The organism is Affinundibacterium macrobrachii (assembly GCF_014652415.1).
GTDB lineage: Bacteria > Pseudomonadota > Gammaproteobacteria > Burkholderiales > Burkholderiaceae_D > Undibacterium > Undibacterium macrobrachii.
The window spans coordinates 86727-103844 of sequence record NZ_BMYT01000006.1 but is presented as its reverse complement, the minus strand read 5'-3'; the positions used below and the strand labels follow the sequence as shown (position 1 = coordinate 103844).

General features: G+C 47.4%; 17 protein-coding genes. 9 read left to right on the top strand and 8 right to left on the bottom strand.

Features of this window, described 5'->3' with window-relative positions; all coding sequences use genetic code 11:
• Positions 1-40: 40 nt before the first annotated feature.
• Both IE103_RS15675 and IE103_RS15670 read left to right on the top strand, forming a co-directional pair.
• Entirely contained in the window at positions 41-3763 is a 3723-nt protein-coding gene (locus IE103_RS15675) for a PAS domain S-box protein (RefSeq protein ID WP_189347079.1), read from the top strand.
• On the top strand, positions 3760-4761 hold the full coding sequence (locus tag IE103_RS15670) for a response regulator (protein ID WP_189347078.1): 1002 nt from the start codon (positions 3760-3762) through the stop codon (positions 4759-4761). Before IE103_RS15675 ends, IE103_RS15670 begins: the two co-directional genes overlap by 4 nt.
• Positions 4762-4780: 19 nt before the next feature.
• Here IE103_RS15670 and IE103_RS15665 read toward each other — a convergent pair whose 3' ends face one another.
• The 6 genes from IE103_RS15665 to IE103_RS15640 form a co-directional block, all read right to left on the bottom strand.
• Positions 4781-5365, bottom strand: coding sequence for a class I SAM-dependent methyltransferase (locus tag IE103_RS15665; protein WP_189347077.1), 585 nt, complete (start codon positions 5363-5365; stop codon positions 4781-4783).
• 38 nt (positions 5366-5403) lie between these two features.
• Entirely contained in the window at positions 5404-5994 is a 591-nt protein-coding gene (locus IE103_RS15660; RefSeq protein WP_189347076.1) for a cold shock domain-containing protein, read from the bottom strand.
• Positions 5995-6145: 151 nt separating this feature from the next.
• Complete coding sequence (locus tag IE103_RS15655) at positions 6146-6565, bottom strand: hypothetical protein (RefSeq protein WP_189347075.1); 420 nt, start codon at positions 6563-6565, stop codon at positions 6146-6148.
• 9 nt (positions 6566-6574) lie between these two features.
• Entirely contained in the window at positions 6575-6889 is a 315-nt protein-coding gene (locus tag IE103_RS15650; RefSeq protein ID WP_189347074.1) for a hypothetical protein, read from the bottom strand.
• Positions 6890-6950: 61 nt separating this feature from the next.
• The gene (locus tag IE103_RS15645; protein ID WP_189347073.1) at positions 6951-7445 is read right to left on the bottom strand and encodes a DUF4304 domain-containing protein; all 495 of its coding nucleotides are present in this window, start codon (positions 7443-7445) and stop codon (positions 6951-6953) included.
• Between the two features lie 70 nt (positions 7446-7515).
• Positions 7516-7965: a hypothetical protein gene (locus IE103_RS15640; protein ID WP_189347072.1), complete on the bottom strand. Its 450-nt coding sequence runs from the start codon at positions 7963-7965 to the stop codon at positions 7516-7518.
• Between the two features lie 155 nt (positions 7966-8120).
• Here IE103_RS15640 and IE103_RS15635 point away from each other — a divergent pair, with 155 nt between their 5' ends.
• Complete coding sequence (locus IE103_RS15635; RefSeq protein ID WP_189347071.1) at positions 8121-9203, top strand: IS110 family RNA-guided transposase; 1083 nt, start codon at positions 8121-8123, stop codon at positions 9201-9203.
• 794 nt (positions 9204-9997) lie between these two features.
• On the opposite strand, the gene IE103_RS15630 is transcribed toward IE103_RS15635, so the two are convergent.
• Positions 9998-11083 carry a YecA family protein gene (locus IE103_RS15630; protein ID WP_189347070.1) on the bottom strand — a complete coding sequence of 362 codons (1086 nt, stop codon included), beginning with the start codon at positions 11081-11083 and terminating at the stop codon, positions 9998-10000.
• 205 nt (positions 11084-11288) lie between these two features.
• Between IE103_RS15630 and IE103_RS15625 the strand changes: the two genes are divergently transcribed.
• Together IE103_RS15625 and IE103_RS15620 are read left to right on the top strand one after the other, a co-directional pair.
• Complete coding sequence (locus IE103_RS15625) at positions 11289-12371, top strand: IS110 family RNA-guided transposase (protein WP_189347069.1); 1083 nt, start codon at positions 11289-11291, stop codon at positions 12369-12371.
• A 316-nt stretch (positions 12372-12687) separates the two neighbouring features.
• Positions 12688-12996, top strand: a complete 309-nt coding sequence (locus tag IE103_RS15620; RefSeq protein WP_189347068.1) for a hypothetical protein — start codon at positions 12688-12690, stop codon at positions 12994-12996.
• 78 nt (positions 12997-13074) lie between these two features.
• Here the strand turns inward: IE103_RS15620 and IE103_RS15615 are convergent, their stop codons facing one another.
• On the bottom strand, positions 13075-13392 hold the full coding sequence (locus IE103_RS15615; RefSeq protein ID WP_189347067.1) for a hypothetical protein: 318 nt from the start codon (positions 13390-13392) through the stop codon (positions 13075-13077).
• Positions 13393-13685: 293 nt separating this feature from the next.
• Between IE103_RS15615 and IE103_RS15610 the strand changes: the two genes are divergently transcribed.
• The 4 genes from IE103_RS15610 (at position 13686) to IE103_RS15595 (ending at position 17114) form a co-directional block, all read left to right on the top strand.
• Positions 13686-13898, top strand: a complete 213-nt coding sequence (locus tag IE103_RS15610) for a ParD-like family protein (RefSeq protein ID WP_189347066.1) — start codon at positions 13686-13688, stop codon at positions 13896-13898.
• A gap of 8 nt (positions 13899-13906) precedes the next feature.
• Positions 13907-14674, top strand: coding sequence for a type I methionyl aminopeptidase (map, locus tag IE103_RS15605; protein WP_189347191.1), 768 nt, complete (start codon positions 13907-13909; stop codon positions 14672-14674).
• 344 nt (positions 14675-15018) lie between these two features.
• Positions 15019-15525 (top strand): NAD(P)H-dependent oxidoreductase subunit E, encoded by a 507-nt coding sequence (locus IE103_RS15600; RefSeq protein ID WP_189347065.1) that lies wholly within the window; start codon positions 15019-15021, stop codon positions 15523-15525.
• Positions 15522-17114 carry a formate dehydrogenase beta subunit gene (locus IE103_RS15595; RefSeq protein WP_189347064.1) on the top strand — a complete coding sequence of 531 codons (1593 nt, stop codon included), beginning with the start codon at positions 15522-15524 and terminating at the stop codon, positions 17112-17114. The genes IE103_RS15600 and IE103_RS15595 overlap by 4 nt, the downstream gene beginning before the upstream one ends.
• The last annotated feature ends 4 nt before the right edge of the window (positions 17115-17118 follow it).

The window sequence follows — 17118 nt, the reverse complement described above, 5'->3', positions numbered from 1 at the left end:
CTCTAATTTCGGGCTTCGCCCTTTCAATGAAAAGCTCGATATGCAAATTCACCGCTTTTTTTTATTCGACAGCCAAACGCTGCCTTTACTCTCCGGTGAATACGATCACCCCTTAGTCGCCTTGTCGCTTTTTGTCGCGGTGTTAGCGGGCATCATGGCGTTCCAATTAGCAGGCATGGCGCGTACCGAAAAACGTCCATTCAATCGCCAAATTTATCTACTATCAGGCGCCTTCGTGTTGGGCTCCGGTGTGTGGTCTATGCACTTCATTGGCATGCTGGCGTTTAGCGTATGTAGCACGGCTCGTTACGACAGAATTATTACGGTGCTTTCGATGCTGCCAAGCTTCTTAGCGTCTTGGGTCGCGCTACTACTCATCGCCAAAGAACGTGTCACACGTTGGCAACTTGTAGTCAGCGGCATTTTAGTTGGCGCTGGAATTGGTGTGATGCATTACAGCGGCATGGCAGCCGTTCATAAATCATTGATACTGCGCTTCGATCCAGTAATTTTCGGTATCTCTATTATCGTCGCCGTCGCGCTATCGATTTTGGCTTTGTGGTTGCGTTTTAAATTAATCGCCAATCAAAAACTCAAAGCCAATCCGATCAACATCATCAGCGGCATTGTGTTGGGGATTGCGATTACCGGGATGCATTACACCGGCATGAAAGCCACGCATTTCTTAAATAATCCGGCATCTAATTTTGCACCAGTCGAAAATTTTGATCTGGCATTATCGATTGCTGGAATCACGACACTGGCGATTCTCATTACCGTGGCCGGTAATATTTTGCTGCGTTACCGCACCATCTATCAACGCATGGTCCATACCGAGGCGCGCACGCGCACCATCGTTGAAACCGCTATCGATGGCATCGTCACCTTTGATCATCAATGCACCATTCGCGCATTTAATAGTGCGGCTGAAAGCATATTTGCTTGGCGCGCGAATGAGATCATTGGTCAACATATTCAAGTGATCTTGCCTGCTCCCGCAGGTCACAATGAAGCCAATTATTTACGTGGCTATTTGACCGACATCAGCACAAAAACTTTGGGCTCTGGACGTGAAGTAATTGGTCTTAGAAAGAACGGTGAACACTTCCCAATGCGACTCGCGCTTGGTGAAGCAGCATTACAGAACGAGACCTTGTTCGTCGGCTTTATCACGGATATTAGTGAACGCAAACGAATGGAAGAAGCATTACGCAATAGCGAACTGCAATACCGTTCATTAATCGCCAATTTACCTGGCATCGCTTTTCGCTGTCGCTTAGATCAAGACTGGAGCATGCTCTTCATAAGCGATGCAGTGGAGCGTCTAACAGGTTGGAAGCCAGAAGACTTTACCTCAGGCAAAAAAACATTCTCGCAAATTCTGCACCCCGAAGATCGCGAATGGACTGCCCACATCGTCAGCGAAAAACTACACAGCGGCATGCCCTATATGCTGGAATATCGCATCATTGATCGCGACGGCAAAGAACATTGGGTCTCTGAAAGTGCGAGTGGTGTACGCGGCCAAAACGGCGAGATCGAATGGATTGATGGTGTCATCATCGATATCTCCGATAACAAACGACGCAATGCCGAATTTGAAGGCGTGGTCAATGCAATCAGCCGCTCTTTAGGTGTTGTTGAGTTTGATCTGCAAGGCCATATCTTAAATGCCAATCAAAACTTTTTATCGATTACAGGATATACACTGGAAGAACTAGTCGGACGACATCATTCCATCTTGTGTGCGCCTAGCGAAGTTAGCTCAGCCAGCTATCAACAGCTATGGGAAACCTTACGCAAAGGCTTGAATACATCTGGCGATTTCCGGCGCTTTGGAAAACAAGGGCAAGAGATCTGGATACACGGTAGCTACAATCCGATTTTTGATCCAGAAAATCGCCCTTACAAAATCATCAAATTTGCCAGCGATCTATCCGAGCGGCACGCAATGGAACAAGATTTGCGCGAAGCCAAAGCCAAAGCCGAACACGCAGCGGCTGCCAAGAATACCTTCTTGGCAAATATGAGCCACGAGATCCGCACGCCGATGAATGCGATTCTTGGCTTTACTGATGTGCTGCTCAGCGAACCAGTCAACGATACACAGCGACGCCACTTAACTACAGTGCGCAACTCGGCGCGTTCCTTACTCACGCTGTTAAACGACATACTCGATACCGCCAAGTTAGAACACGGTGCCGTCGAATTAGAGATTCGCGATTTTTCTCTGCGCGAAGTGTGTATGCAAGTAATGGCAACCCTACGTATTAATGCGCAAGCTAAAGCCTTGCCACTCGTACTCGATTATCCAGAAACAGTGCCAGAATTTTTCCAAGGCGATGCCTTGCGATTGCAACAAATTTTACTGAATCTAATTGGCAATGCCATCAAGTTCACAGATCAAGGTGAAGTCACGCTGCATGTTGAGCAACAAGATGCATGCATCCACCTCATCGTACAAGATACAGGCATAGGCATTGCGCCAGATCGCCTGAATCATATCTTCGATCCATTTGCGCAAGCAGATGCGTCCATGAGCCGACGCTTTGGCGGTACTGGTTTAGGCACCACAATCTCGCGTCAACTAATCGAACTGATGGGCGGTCGTATCTGGGTAGAAAGTGAACTGCATGTCGGTAGTCAATTTCATGTCGAATTGCCTTTGCCGATTGGCAAAGCGATCAGTGCGATCGATGAGCAAAGAATCATCGAACTACCGCCACTGCGCATTCTTGCAGTCGATGACGTTCCGCAAAATCTTGAATTAATCGAAGTCATCTTAGGCAAACTCGGCCACACCATCACCACTGCGCGCAATGGTGCCGAAGCGGTTGAGATTTTTTCCAACACTTCATTTGACATCGTTTTAATGGATGTACAAATGCCAGTATTAAACGGGCTAGAAGCGACGCAACAAATTCGTCTGTTTGAAGCACAGCATCAGCGTCAAGCCACACCGGTGATTGCGCTGTCTGCGAGTGTCTTGGAAGCCGATATCAAAGCAGCTAAAGCAGCGGGCATGGATGGCTTTGCCCACAAGCCGATCGATATGCAAAGACTCAGTCAAGAAATTGCGCGCTTACTGAATATCGATATTCCCGCGATGGACCTCACATCGACAGCCAATTTATCGATACAACAATTAAGTGGCTCGGTAATCGATTGGAGCCGTGGACAAAGTCTGTGGGGCAGCGAGCAACGACATCGCGAAGCCATCCGTCAATTCTTAAGCAGCTTCCGCGATGTTGTGCCGCGCTTACGCAGTATGCGGACGCAAGACGACAATTTCGCTAGTTTGGTACACAAACTGAAAGGCGCTGCGGCCAATCTGGCGCTATCGCGCACCACCAATCTTTGCAGCACAATTGAAGCCGATCTAGCCGCGCAAAATACCGATCAAATCAAATCTGCACTCGATCAACTAGCCGATGAAATCATGAATGTCGCTGATGCACTAGGTGAATTTGATACAGCCAACAACAAGCAAGACTCGAGCAAGCAGTCGATCGATCCATCGCAATTGCTACCCTTATTACAAAAGCTAGACGACGCTTTAGCACATGGTGAATTGGCGGAGAATGTATTGAGCGAACTGGCAAAACTGCTGCCAAAACATGACTTTGATGTGCTCGATCAAATCGTCAATTCCTTTGACTTTGAAGCTGCGCGAGACATGGTTGGCAAGTTAGAGCATCATTATCAATCTGAACAAAATTCAGCAGAAAATTCCAAAGAACCTTCACAAGGAAATGCGTCATGAAACAACAAGACGAAAGACCAAAAATTTTAATCGTTGATGACGCTGCAACCAATTTGCAAATCTTGCGCCAAGTGCTGCATGAAGACTATCGCTTACTATTCGCACTCGATGGTGAGAAAGCACTCAAGCTCGCACAAGAAGAAGCGCCAAATTTGATCTTGCTCGATGTAATGATGCCGGGCTTAACGGGTTTAGAAACTTGCAAACGACTCAAAGCCAATCCCGTCACCAAGGCGATCCCCGTGATCTTTGTCACCGCATTGAGTGAAGTCAGCGATGAATCGGCCGGTTTTGAAGTCGGTGCTGTCGACTACATCACCAAACCGATTAGCCCGCCCGTCGTACGCGCACGGGTCAAAACACATCTCTCTTTAGTCGGCGCAGATGAATTGCAAAAGACCCGTTTGCAAATCATCCAATGCCTAGGTCGCGCTGCCGAATATCGCGATAACGAAACCGGCTTACACGTGATACGCATGAGCCACTATTCACGCCTGCTCGCGCTGGCGGCGGGCTTTAGCGAAAGCCAAGCCGACTTATTATTCCATGCCGCACCAATGCACGACATCGGCAAAATTGGCACGCCAGATCACGTCTTGCTCAAACCCGGCAAACTAGATCAAGACGAATGGGCACTCATGCAAAAACATGTCTTGATGGGTGCGGAAATCTTGGGCGAACACGACTCCCCCCTGCTCCAAATGGCACGCACAATTGCGCTCTATCACCACGAAAAATTTGATGGCAGCGGTTATCCTCATCGCATCGCTGGCGAAGCCATTCCTATCGAAGCGCGCATCGTCGCCATCGCCGACGTATTCGACGCATTGACCTCGGTTCGTCCCTACAAAAAAGAATGGGAAGTACAACAAGCAGTCGATCTCTTAGTCAGCGAAAAAGGCAAACACTTTGATCCCGAACTCGTCGATTTGTTTATCGCACAATTGCCTGCGGTGGTCGAGATTAAAGAAAAGTATGCGGAAGAAACAGCGGCCTAAACTGTAGAAAAACCAAAGACTAAATAACTCGCTGCGCTTCGTAATAATGGTTTTCACCTTCATCGACGTAGTGGCCAACGATTGCGAATCCATGCACTTGCAAACAAGCGACATAAGCGTCTTGCCCTAACGAATGCGACACAAGACCGGTGCTCGCATCACGCCACTGACAAGCCTGTAGCGGTGCGGTGAACAACAAGCGCCCACCTGGTTTCACGTGCGAGGCAAGGCGCTGAATCAAAGCCAACTGATCTACTTCATCCAGCAAAAATAGCAAACCTATCGCCAACACCGCATCAAATTGCTTAGAAAAAAACGTACTCTCTTGCACACGCGCACAAGCCACTGGAATGGATGGAAATCGCTCCTGAAAATGCGCGAGCAAAGTAGGTGAACTGTCGATTGCCCAAACCCGCAAACCCGCTTCCTGCAAAATGCGCGTCACCGGAAAACCCGCACCACAAGCCAGCTCCAACACTTCCGCATTAGGACTTAAGCTAGCACACCAAGCTTGCAACACCGTGGTACCAATTGTTGACTGATCACGCGCTACTAGAAATTCTAGTGCGTGAGTTTCGTAGGCGGTGGCGGAATCAATGGGCATATTAAGTAAAAACGATTCAGAGAAAATTCAAAGATTTCTCAATTTGAGAATATCGATGTGCACAAATCTTGCTCACAAGGTATTCCATCATGATCGCCATCCATTTTCGGATCTGGACAATTCTTTAGAAAATATTTTGCCTCTTCACACGAATTCATTTGCGAACAGTGCTGACGACCATCGCATTGATAAAGCTTAGCGTTTACTGACGCAGAAGCAGGCTGAACTAGTTCCGTGGTTTCAGATTTAACCGCACTCACTTCACCGTCAAATGCGGCGCGTCGAGAGAACTGATCATATGCAAAAACTCCGATCACAGCGAAAAAAGCCAAGCCTAATATCCGGCTCAATAAAGACTTAGTCGATGTCGGCACTTTTGTATGAATCGCTGGACGATGACTAACAAATTCAGCGGGTGATCGGTCTAGGCATTGCAGATTTTTAGCTTCTTTTTTTCCATCTTGACCGGCTTGAATCTCAAAGCTAAGTTTCTCACCAATAGAAGGTCGCTTACCATCTTTTGGGAATGCAGAAATATGAACAAAAATATCTTGGTCACCGTGCTTGGGCTTAATGAAACCAAAACCACGATCATCATTCCACTTAGACAGCGTGCCTTCAAAGCGCATAAACATTCCACCGTATTCTCAAAAGTCAAAGCGCACAAGCTAGCATAGGGTCTAACAATCAGCAACTCAATCAGCAACTCATCAACAACTCATCAACAACTAAAGCGCAGACATTCCAATATGCACGCACAATTTGGAATTAATTCAAAATCTAGGCAGTTGGACGACTACGTCCCAATGCGCGCTTAATCAACATCAAGCACAAACTAGTCAACACCGCCGCACCAAACACAGTAATCGACATCGGCAAGGCCATCACCAACAACCATAAATGTTCAGCAGGAATCCAAGCAGCATAAATGCCAATCAAAAATCCTATCGCCCCCAAAATCAACAACACCAACACGATCAAGCTTGACATCTTTGGCTTAAAAAATAAGCCGAGAACGATTCCTGTTAGATTGGTGATGATCCAGATGTAATCGGTGTTTTCCATTGGTTTTATAAAGTTAGTTTGAGGAATCGTTGATAGTAAGACTAAACATTCAACCTCAACGTCGAAATGACGGCTGGCCGCCCATAAATTAAAAAAGAACACAGTCGCATCGCGGCCAGTCCGACCGATTGTCATGTTATATGGCTAGTCACCATCGCCGCCTCCATCGAAATCACCATCGTTGTGATCGGCGCGTCTCCCGCCTGTTCTCCACCCAGTGTGATTATTAATATCTGTTGGCATTGAATTTCCACAGTTTTCGCCAGAACTGCCCGCTTCTTTTGCCATTCTCTCCTCACGCTTCAATATCCGTTCAGTATAGAAAAGGGTAAATCCGACAAAAAGGAGTACAAATGCAATCAAAGTTAAGGTTCTACTAAACATCCAAGCAGTTGGAATGATAATCGTCCCTAGGACGATCAATACAAGTCCTAAAATTTCGCGGAAATTTAGTTTCATTTAGGGAGCCATATATCGCAGAGTTGAAAGGCCAAAGACCGGAACGTTTTCGAACGTTTTGTTATGCATTTTTAGGTGGCTTTAATTTTAGATGTATGCAGCTAACACCTGTGTCGATAGCTTTCTGAAGGTCTGAAAATATTAGATCCGCCTCGGCTTCATACATTTTTACGACCTCATTTGCCGCTGCTTGATATGCAGGAAAATAGAAGACAAAGCCTTTTAGAAAGGTAAACCAGTGATCCATATTGAAGGAGTGTCTTATTCTTTTGGCTCTACTTCCGAGCCGTTGACTTCTAAGTGATTTGAGTTGGTCTTTGCTAACCGTAAGAAAAAGCTTATTTGGTTCACATATAGATAAATTTACAGCGAAGCATCTTCCAAATTTATTAAATTGAAACTCGATAAGTTGTTGTTGAGCTCCAAACTCACGCCGGAAACAAGGCAACTTTCCAGAAAACCCTTTGCCCCTCAAGTAAGGCACTACTTGTGCCGTCAACTCGCTTCTCATCAGGTCATTTGTTTTCTTGCGCTGAACGTTAAAAAAGGTATTCATCTAAATGCATAACGTTTAAATTGAAGGGCGCGGGAACACCGCGCGTCCCGCTCGAATGAATTGTTAAGTCTCATTCCGTGCATAATGAAAAGGCCCTTTTAATTTGAGCCACAAACTCACTTTCATTTAGACTGGCGGAAACCACAAACTCTGCACCTCCAATCCAATAAAACCCTTTTTTGTCTCCTGTCGCCCCACCGTTATGGGTTGGACGAAGTTGAATGCCATTACCATCCTTTACGATTTCAACCAATTTCGATTTTAGCTGAAATGCGCGCTCCGTTTTTACCCCCGCAGCGCCTAAGCGAGGTAAAGCAGCGGCTTTCCAATCAACAGGATGCGGAACTTCACGCGTTGAAATGTCGAGAGCAGATTTCAACGTATGAGTGAACTCCAAGTCTGTGACGGATAGTGGCAAGGCGACGTATGGTGCCGACACAAGACGCAGACCAGTTGGGGTGATACAACTTGGCATTACAAGAAAGCGATCTGGGAATGAGTAGACGACGGCATTCTGCATATTGAGACTTAACGTTGAAGCTGAGCCGCGAGCGGCGGCCTGCCGACGCGAGTCGGCTCGAGTGATGGGATGGACTCCCCCGCCTTTTTGCGCGATATTAAGCGCACTGGTTCACATTGGGGATGGGTATCAGATTTCAACGTAAGGAGTCCACTATGAATACTACTACTGTGGCCGTTGATTTGGCCAAATCTGTTTTTCAACTTGCAGTTGCCGATCTGAATTGGCGAGTTATTGAACAACACCGATTGACTCGTACACAATTCGAACGATGGTTTATCAATCGCAACGTCTCGCTGGTTATCATGGAAGCTTGTGGCTCTGCTCATCATTGGGCGCGTTCTCTTAATGCTCTCGGTATCGAAGTCAAGTTACTTCCAGCAGCATACATCAGGGCTTATGCAAAACGCAATAAAACAGATGCCGCCGATGCATGTGCGTTGTTAGAAGCTGCGCGTTGTGCCGATATTCGCCCTGTTAAGATTAAATCGATTGAGCAACAAGCTTTGCAAGGTTTGCATCGCACACGTTCATTGTGGATGGGAACACGTACCTCGCGCATCAATGCATTGCGCGGTTTCTGTCGTGAATTCGGTATTTCCGTTGCGACTGGAAGTCGCAACGGCATAGAACAAATCTCACGCATTCTGGCCGACCCAAACACTGCCGTTCCTCAATTGATCCGAGGCACTATGAAATTATTGATTGAGGAAATTCATTTGCTCGAAGCGCGAGTCGCCCAATTAGAAAAAGAATTGACCCAACTCGCTAAGCAAAGCGCTGCCTGCACCACCCTACTTTCAATACCAGGTATCGGCTTATTAACGGCGACCGCGATGATTGCTGCCACAAGTGGAAGCGTTGCTCACTTCAAAGATGCTCGTCATTTCGCGAGCTGGTTCGGACTGACGCCGAAAGAGTACTCATCTGGTAACACGCGATACCTAGGACACATTTCCAAACGCGGTGATCGCTATCTTCGTATGCTTTTAACGCACGGTGCACGTTCCGTTTTGCGAGCGGCTAGCGTCAGCTTTAGTGCTGGTCGACACCTAGACGATCTACGAAGCTGGGCGCTAAAAGTGCAAGGTCGAACTAATCACAACAAAGCGGCCTGCGCACTAGCCAACAAACTGGCCCGCATTTGTTACGCCACGCTGCGTGATGGTGAAGACTATGGAACCGTACAACGCATGAATAAAAAATTAGAAAGGACTTCGTATGCAATGCCAGCTTAAATTAACAAATTAGGAATTGAGAGCATGATTTCCCACCAGCCTTTGCGTAGAGATTAATCACCCATCATGGCACAACGGAACGCAACCAGATCATTGAACGCCGATAACTCTTCCGGCAGCTTTACGCCTGCCGCTTGTAGCGAGTGGCGCAATGATCACGCAGATTCCATGTCGGCACGGAACACAATAGATTCCACATTAGATGCCGGATATACGACTGCAGGCTTATTCCTCGCGTCAAAACTATTGATTAATTTCTTGTACTTTGGGGGGAGTCCATATACGAATTGTTAGGTGTTGCTGTCCGCGACTATAGGGCGGTTCGCAAGCAACGCGGGGAGTAGCTGATGACGAACCTCCTCAATGATCTCGGTTGCTACGTTCACAGGATCGGTAGAGGGCCAGATAGTCCAATAGCGCTCTGCGTTGCCAGCAAGAATGTGGCGTTGAAAATTTGAATCCTGCAGAGCTGATTCTAAGGACGAAACTAGTGAAGTGTTGCTCTCGGGTGTCTGGCCGGCATATGCGACAACCTGGAGAACGATGCGTTTTGACGCCGCCTGAGGGATCTTTCTGACATTCAACGACTCGAAGTACGGTGAAGCGAGTGGCCTACGAGTGAACCACGTCGCGCTACGTTTGTATCCGAGAGTGCGGAGATCCTTTGCAAGCAATGACATCACTGCGTTGAAGTTAGCGATAGAACTCATTGCAACACCTAACGCAAAGCTTTGGGGCGGCTGGAGCGAAGCGTAAGCCGTCCCAGCCACGATAGTGGCGACAATAGCGCCTTGTTAGTTGCGAACAACACGATCAACCTTCCAATTTGTATACTCATAATTACTAAATTCTACCAATTCACCATATTGAATAGACCTTCTTGCCATAGACTCGATTAATATTTTTTTATTATGTTCAAGTCCATTAAACCAGCTCATAGAAAAGTATGTGTTCTCTATATAGCTAAAAATCAATTCAACCAATTTACTTGGAAGATCATTATGACTAACACTGATTAAAGAATCAGCGAATTCACCGCATTTCGTAAAACTTTTGGGCCATGAAAAAACTAAGGCATAACCGTCTTTTGTATTCAAAGTATTGACTGCAATATTCTCTACAAATTTGACACCCGGCGCCAAAGTTTGGATACGCCTTCCACTGATAGTAAAGTCAGGTGAAAAACAACCTGAAACTGCAATGTCTAAGTCACCTGTAAAATAAACAGTTAGGCTTTCAAAATCATCATAAGCTTGAGACTGGTGGCTGTTTGCATAAGTATTTAATGTTTCTTTAAAATCATCGATTCCTTTAAAAAAACCTTGCCTCATTGAGTTCAATTTTCTCTGTAATTCAACTTGAGCCTCCACTGGCATACCTCTATCAACATGTTGGCTCATGAAAGGTAACCCTTTAACTACGCTGATTTTTTTGAAGTATTCTAAGGCTACAGCTCTATAGCCTGCGATAAAACTTTGACTTTTTGAGCCGTTATATAACTCATCTTCAATAGGGCTAAACATTGCTTTGTCGTGTTTCGCACAGAAACCCTTGAAAGTAGATGCCTTTTGCCAACCTAATTTCAGTACTAGATCTTTTCCATTCTGGTCAGTTCTGAAGCAATAAACATGATTTGATTCATCGGCGATGGATTTCAACGGTCCTTTCTTTTGAATTGTATGAGCGTCAATAATTTTACTACTGCAAGAATCATCAGATGCATCAGGATGCATACACTCTTTATGAAATGTCTTTAATCTTAGCTCAGCAATGAGTCGGTTGATTGAGAGCGCTTCTTCAGTAGATCTATTCAAATGACACTTTTTATATTTCTGACCAGATCCACACCAACACGGCTCATTTCTGCCTATTTTGCTCATATGTTCCTTGTTGCAACTAACGTTCGAGCTAACCGGCCCGCGACGGCAGGACGCCGAAGGGCCAGAATGAAATGAGGCCCGTAGGTGGCATGCTGTTGCGGGTCCGGTTGAGTGATGGGATGGACTCCCCCGCCTTTTTGCGCGATATTAAGCGCACTGGTTCACATTGGGGATGGGTATCAGATTTCAACGTAAGGAGTCCACTATGAATACTACTACTGTGGCCGTTGATTTGGCCAAATCTGTTTTTCAACTTGCAGTTGCCGATCTGAATTGGCGAGTTATTGAACAACACCGATTGACTCGTACACAATTCGAACGATGGTTTATCAATCGCAACGTCTCGCTGGTTATCATGGAAGCTTGTGGCTCTGCTCATCATTGGGCGCGTTCTCTTAATGCTCTCGGTATTGAAGTCAAGTTACTTCCAGCAGCATACATCAGGGCTTATGTAAAACGCAATAAAACAGATGCCGCCGATGCATGTGCGTTGTTAGAAGCTGCGCGTTGTGCCGATATTCGCCCTGTTAAGATTAAATCGATTGAGCAACAAGCTTTGCAAGGTTTGCATCGCACACGTTCACTGTGGATGGCAACGCGCACCTCGCGCATCAATGCACTGCGCGGTTTCTGTCGTGAATTTGGTATTTCCGTTGCGACTGGAAGTCGCAACGGCATAGAACAAATCTCACGCGTTCTGGCCGACCCAAACACTGCCGTTCCTCAATTGATCCGAGGCACTTTGAAATTATTGATTGAGGAAATTCATTTGCTCGAAGCGCGAGTCGCGCACTTAGAGAAAGAACTGACCCAACTCGCTAAGCAAAGCGCTGCGTGCACCACCTTGCTGTCGATTCCTGGTATCGGCTTGTTGACTGCAACCGCAATGGTAGCTGCGACTAGTGGTAGCGTGGCTCACTTCAAAGATGCTCGTCATTTCGCGAGCTGGTTCGGACTGACGCCGAAAGAGTACTCATCTGGTAACACGCGATACCTAGGACACATTTCCAAACGTGGTGATCGCTATCTTCGTATGCTTTTAACGCACGGTGCACGTTCCGTTTTGCGAGCGGCTAGCGTCAGCTTTAGTGCGGGGCGACACTTAGACGATCTACGAAGCTGGGCACTGAAAGTGCAAGGCCGAACGAACCACAACAAGGCGGCCTGCGCACTAGCTAACAAACTGGCACGCATTTGTTACGCCACGCTGCGTGATGGTGAAGACTATGGAACCGTACAACGCATGAATAAAAAATTAGAAAGGACTTCGTATGCAATGCCAGCTTAAATCACCAATTAAGAATCGAAAGAATGATTTCCCACCAGCCTTTGCGTAGAGATTAATCACCCATCATGGCACAACGGAACGCAACCAGATCATTGAACGCCGATAACTCTTCCGGCAGCTTCACGCCTGCCGCTTGTAGCGAGTGGCGCAATGATCACGCAGATTCCATGTCGGCACGGAACACAATAGATTCCACATTAGATGCCGGATATACGACTGCAGGCTTATTCCTCGCGTCAAAACTATTGATTAATTTCTTGTACTTTGGGGGGAGTCCATATTCGAATGGTTAGCCATTTTTGCCTTTGAATAGGCCATGGTTCTCGAACGCCTGGCGGACAATCTTCAACTGCGCGCAGTCCTCCGGTGGTTCCGTTACCAGCCAAAACTCGGAGTTATCTCCAAATGGCTCGATTGCCAGAAAGGTCTTGCCGTCCACGACGAACTCGCAAAAATCATCTGGCGTCGAGATTGCGAAGCGTCGCTGCTTCCGAATGACAGTAGCACCGGGGATGCTAGCTATGACGCGAGGGACGCCATGCCGCCCAAGCAAAATATTGCTCACGCTGAATCCGGTGAGGTGCCCATCGTCATTTCGAAGTTCGCGGGTCTTCATGATGGCTAACGCAGAAATAACCGGCGCGCGTCAGCGCGTCCGGCGCAGGCCTTGGCCTGCGCGTAGTTGATTGACGTGTTATGCCCATTACTCACCGATGAATTCCTTGTGATCTGGAACCATTCGCTTCTCAATGAACTCTTGCATATTACTAAAGACAGTGGTGACTGGCCATGGAAGGCGTTCTTGTGATTTGGCCCAAGTAAGATGAACTACTGCGACTTTGCCTGAACCATCAAGAAACTGGAACAAAGCGTCGTCTGAGTCACCACGGGCAATCAGGCGCACTGGTATGCCAAACAATGCGTGGTCTGGTGGTAGTTCTAAGTGAAGCTGTTTCAGAAAGATTTGATGAAATTCTGGTGAGTGATTTTCAGTTGACCACCATGGATCTAGCCAATACATGTGAAGACCTTAAAGGGCATAACTTGTTTTAAAGTGAAAAAACCGAAGTTAACACATCCTTAAAATTTGATCAACAAAGTTTCGAGTCGCTCAAAGTCCTTATCCAGCTTTGCATAGATTGATAATGTCTACTCACTTCGCGGTATAACAGAATCGACAAAAGAGGCGCGCTCATTTTGTGCAATAGGTTTAATCCACCGCAACTGAATCGACAATAAGCTGCTTGTACAACAGCACATTTGAAATATATACTTCGCATACGATTCATATTCATACCATATCAAGGAAATTTCATGGGCATCGTCAATATCGATGAAGAGTTACACGATCAAATGCGTAAGGCGAGTGCGGTGTCTTGTCGTTCGATTAATGCGCAGGCGGCGTATTGGATTAAGATGGGGATGTTGTGCGAGATGCATCCGACTTTGAGTTTTCATCAAATCATGGCGGAGGAGATGCGCGCGGCGGGAGTGGAGACGCAGGCTTTGCGGGTAGTGAGCGCATGAGTAGCACTATCATTAAACAGCCTGAAGAAATCGCTTTGATGGCGGAGGCGGGTAAATTATTAGCGCAGGTATTTACGCATTTGGATCAGCTTAATCTGATCGGCATGTCGACCATGCAGGTCAACGATCTCGTCGATCATTACATCACGCACGATTTGCAAGCGCGACCAGCGAGTAAGGGGCAGTATGGTTATGCCTATGCCTTGAATTCTTCGCGCAATCATGTGGTTTGCCACGGTGTACCCTCGCCTACCGAGATTTTGCAAAATGGCGATATCGTGAATTTTGACATCACCTTGGAGAAGCATGGTTTTATTGCCGACTCCAGCAAGACCTACTTGGTCGGCGAAGTTGCGCCAGCAGCCAAGCGTTTGGTGCAGGTGACCTACGAAGCCTTATGGAAAGGGATTAAGGCGGTGCGACCTGGTGCGCGTTTGGGCGATATTGGTTTTGCGATTGAAAGCCATGCACGCAAACATGGTTACACGGTGGTGCGCGAATATTGTGGACATGGCATTGGACGCGAAATGCATGAGGCACCCGAAGTTTTGCATTGGGGTAAACCGCGTACAGGATTAACACTACGCGAAGGCATGGTGTTTACGATAGAACCGATGATTAACCAAGGTAAAGCCGCGGTCGATACTGAGGATGATGGCTGGTCGGTGGTGACGGTCGATGGCAAATTGTCTGCGCAATTTGAACATACTGTCGCAGTGACTAAAGATGGCGTGCGTGTTTTGACTTTGCGCCCTGATGAAAAGCTTGGTGGTTGAGGGAGCGTCATAGGTCGGCATTCTGATAGCACTCCCTCTCCCGCGAGCGGGAGAGGGTTGGGGTGAGGGAGGTTGATAAGCGAGAAAACATGTTACCTGCATGTGCTTTCAATATCGAACGTGGCATCGAAATGCATTTCGTCAATCTGAGCTACCCTCACCCTAGCCCTCTCCCGCTTGCGGGAGAGGGGACATTCTCCCCCCACTTATCTCCGCACATCAATCAGAAAACACCTATATCCAAATTCAATTGGAAAATTGTGGCTTTTTCTATCACAATGATGGAATACGAAAGAGGATGCAAAGACATTCCCTCAATTACCCAACCAAGATGCGGATAGCCCATGTTAAGCGACCATCAACAAGAGACGGTTCAAAGCGCGATTCTCGAACACAAAACTGAACAGTTTCATCAAAGCGGCTTGCTGCCGATACTTCATGCGATTCAAGATCGCCTCGGTTTTATTCCTGCCGACGCAACGCCCATTATCGCTAAAGCACTGAATTTATCGCGCGCTGAAGTGCATGGCGTGATCACGTTTTATCACCACTTTCGGCAAGAGCAACCGGCACAAACCATCGTTCAGGTTTGTCGTGCCGAGGCTTGTCAATCTATGGGTGCCGAAACTTTGTGGCAACACGTTTGCCAACGTGCAAATAAGGACAATGCGATTACTTTAGAACCCGTGTATTGCCTAGGACTTTGTTCAACCGCACCAGCAATCAGTGTGAATGAACGTCCGTATGCACGCGTGAACGCCGCGCGTTTTGATCAACTGCTTACACGTCATCAGGATACGCAAACTAGTAGCACGACATCAGCAGAAGTAGCAAAGGAGAATACGAAATGAGTATTCGTATTTATGTGCCTGCCGACAGCGCAGCCATCGCTTTGGGTGCAGATGAAGTTGCTGAGGCAATACTCGCGCAAGCACAACAACGCGGTATCGAGATCGACTTAATTCGCAATGGTTCACGCGGTATGTTTTGGTTGGAACCTTTGGTGGAAGTTGAAACAGCTGCTGACACTACTACCGGGCGAATCGCCTACGGTCCGGTTCAAGTAGAGGATGTGAGCGCCTTATTCGACGCTGACTTTTTACATGGCGGTGCGCATGCTTTAAGTCTCGGGTTAACCGAAGCGATTCCGTATTTACAGAAACAAGAACGCGTGTGTTTTGCGCGCATGGGTGTGATCGACCCGCTGTCACTTAGCGATTACGAGGCGCATCAAGGTTTTGCAGGCTTGCGCCGCTGCTTGAGCATGTCACCCACTGAGATCGTACAAGAAGTGCTGGATTCTGGATTGCGTGGTCGTGGTGGTGCTGCTTTTCCAACCGGGATTAAGTGGAAAACCGTGGCAGCAGCGCAAGCTCCACAAAAATACATCGTCTGTAATGCTGATGAAGGTGACTCTGGTACTTATTCCGACCGCATGACGATGGAAGGCGATCCCTACATGCTGATTGAAGGCATGACCATCGCTGCTATCGCCACAGGCGCAACGCAAGGATACATCTACATTCGTTCTGAATATCCACGAGCGATTGAAGTCATGCAAGCAGCGATTGCAAACGCCACAAAGGCGGGCTACTTAGGCGATAGCATTGCTGGCTCGTCATATAGCTTTCACTTGCAAGTACGCAAGGCGGCGGGATCGTATGTGTGCGGTGAAGAGACCGCCATGCTAGAGAGCATCGAAGGCAAACGCGGTGTGGTGCGTGCCAAGCCACCTATTCCCGTAATGCAAGGTTTATTTGGCGCGCCGACGGTGATCAATAATGTGATCAGCTTTGCCTCGGTGCCGCGCATACTTGAACGTGGTGCCGCTTACTACAAAAACTTGGGCTTAGGTCGTTCGACTGGCACCTTACCGATTCAACTCACGGGCAATATTCGCTACGGTGGTTTAATCGAAAAAGCCTTTGGCGTGACTTTGCGTGAATTGCTGTTTGATTTCGGTGGTGGTAGCGCCAGTGGTCGTCCTATCAAAGCGGTGCAAGTTGGTGGTCCACTTGGGACTTATGTGCCAGAACAATATTGGGATCTGCCCTTCGATTACGAAGCCTATACTGCGGTTGGCGCCACGCTCGGTCATGGTGGCATTGTGGTGCATGACGATACCGCCGATTTATCCAAACTAGCGCGCTATGCGATGGAATTTTGTGCGATTGAATCTTGCGGCAAATGTACGCCTTGTCGCATTGGCTCCACGCGTGGTGTCGAAGTGATAGAACGCTTGGTGCAAGCTGATACCGATTCTGCGCTCAAACCCGCGCAAGAAAAACTCTTACGCGATTTGTGCCACACCATGCAATACGGCTCGCTTTGCGCACTCGGTGGTATGACACCGAATCCGGTGATTTCTGCACTCAATTATTATCCGCAAGACTTTGGTCTCGCAGCGGCAAATCCGGCTTCGGATCCATCCAAGGTCTAGGAGA

What these genes read in the sequence shown, in the direction of transcription:
- IE103_RS15655 (WP_189347075.1), bottom strand. Translation starts at nt 6,565, where the DNA reads ATGACAATCGGTCGGACTGGCCGCGATGCGACTGTGTTCTTTTTTAAT.
- IE103_RS15615 (WP_189347067.1), bottom strand. Translation starts at nt 13,392, where the DNA reads ATGTATTGGCTAGATCCATGGTGGTCAACTGAAAATCACTCACCAGAA.
- IE103_RS15670 (WP_189347078.1), top strand. Translation starts at nt 3,760, where the DNA reads ATGAAACAACAAGACGAAAGACCAAAAATTTTAATCGTTGATGACGCT.
- IE103_RS15660 (WP_189347076.1), bottom strand. Translation starts at nt 5,994, where the DNA reads ATGCGCTTTGAAGGCACGCTGTCTAAGTGGAATGATGATCGTGGTTTT.
- IE103_RS15635 (WP_189347071.1), top strand. Translation starts at nt 8,121, where the DNA reads ATGAATACTACTACTGTGGCCGTTGATTTGGCCAAATCTGTTTTTCAA.
- IE103_RS15645 (WP_189347073.1), bottom strand. Translation starts at nt 7,445, where the DNA reads ATGAATACCTTTTTTAACGTTCAGCGCAAGAAAACAAATGACCTGATG.
- IE103_RS15675 (WP_189347079.1), top strand. Translation starts at nt 41, where the DNA reads ATGCAAATTCACCGCTTTTTTTTATTCGACAGCCAAACGCTGCCTTTA.
- IE103_RS15650 (WP_189347074.1), bottom strand. Translation starts at nt 6,889, where the DNA reads ATGAAACTAAATTTCCGCGAAATTTTAGGACTTGTATTGATCGTCCTA.
- IE103_RS15640 (WP_189347072.1), bottom strand. Translation starts at nt 7,965, where the DNA reads ATGCAGAATGCCGTCGTCTACTCATTCCCAGATCGCTTTCTTGTAATG.
- IE103_RS15620 (WP_189347068.1), top strand. Translation starts at nt 12,688, where the DNA reads ATGGTTCTCGAACGCCTGGCGGACAATCTTCAACTGCGCGCAGTCCTC.
- IE103_RS15610 (WP_189347066.1), top strand. Translation starts at nt 13,686, where the DNA reads ATGGGCATCGTCAATATCGATGAAGAGTTACACGATCAAATGCGTAAG.
- IE103_RS15625 (WP_189347069.1), top strand. Translation starts at nt 11,289, where the DNA reads ATGAATACTACTACTGTGGCCGTTGATTTGGCCAAATCTGTTTTTCAA.
- IE103_RS15630 (WP_189347070.1), bottom strand. Translation starts at nt 11,083, where the DNA reads ATGAGCAAAATAGGCAGAAATGAGCCGTGTTGGTGTGGATCTGGTCAG.
- IE103_RS15600 (WP_189347065.1), top strand. Translation starts at nt 15,019, where the DNA reads ATGTTAAGCGACCATCAACAAGAGACGGTTCAAAGCGCGATTCTCGAA.
- IE103_RS15595 (WP_189347064.1), top strand. Translation starts at nt 15,522, where the DNA reads ATGAGTATTCGTATTTATGTGCCTGCCGACAGCGCAGCCATCGCTTTG.
- IE103_RS15665 (WP_189347077.1), bottom strand. Translation starts at nt 5,365, where the DNA reads ATGCCCATTGATTCCGCCACCGCCTACGAAACTCACGCACTAGAATTT.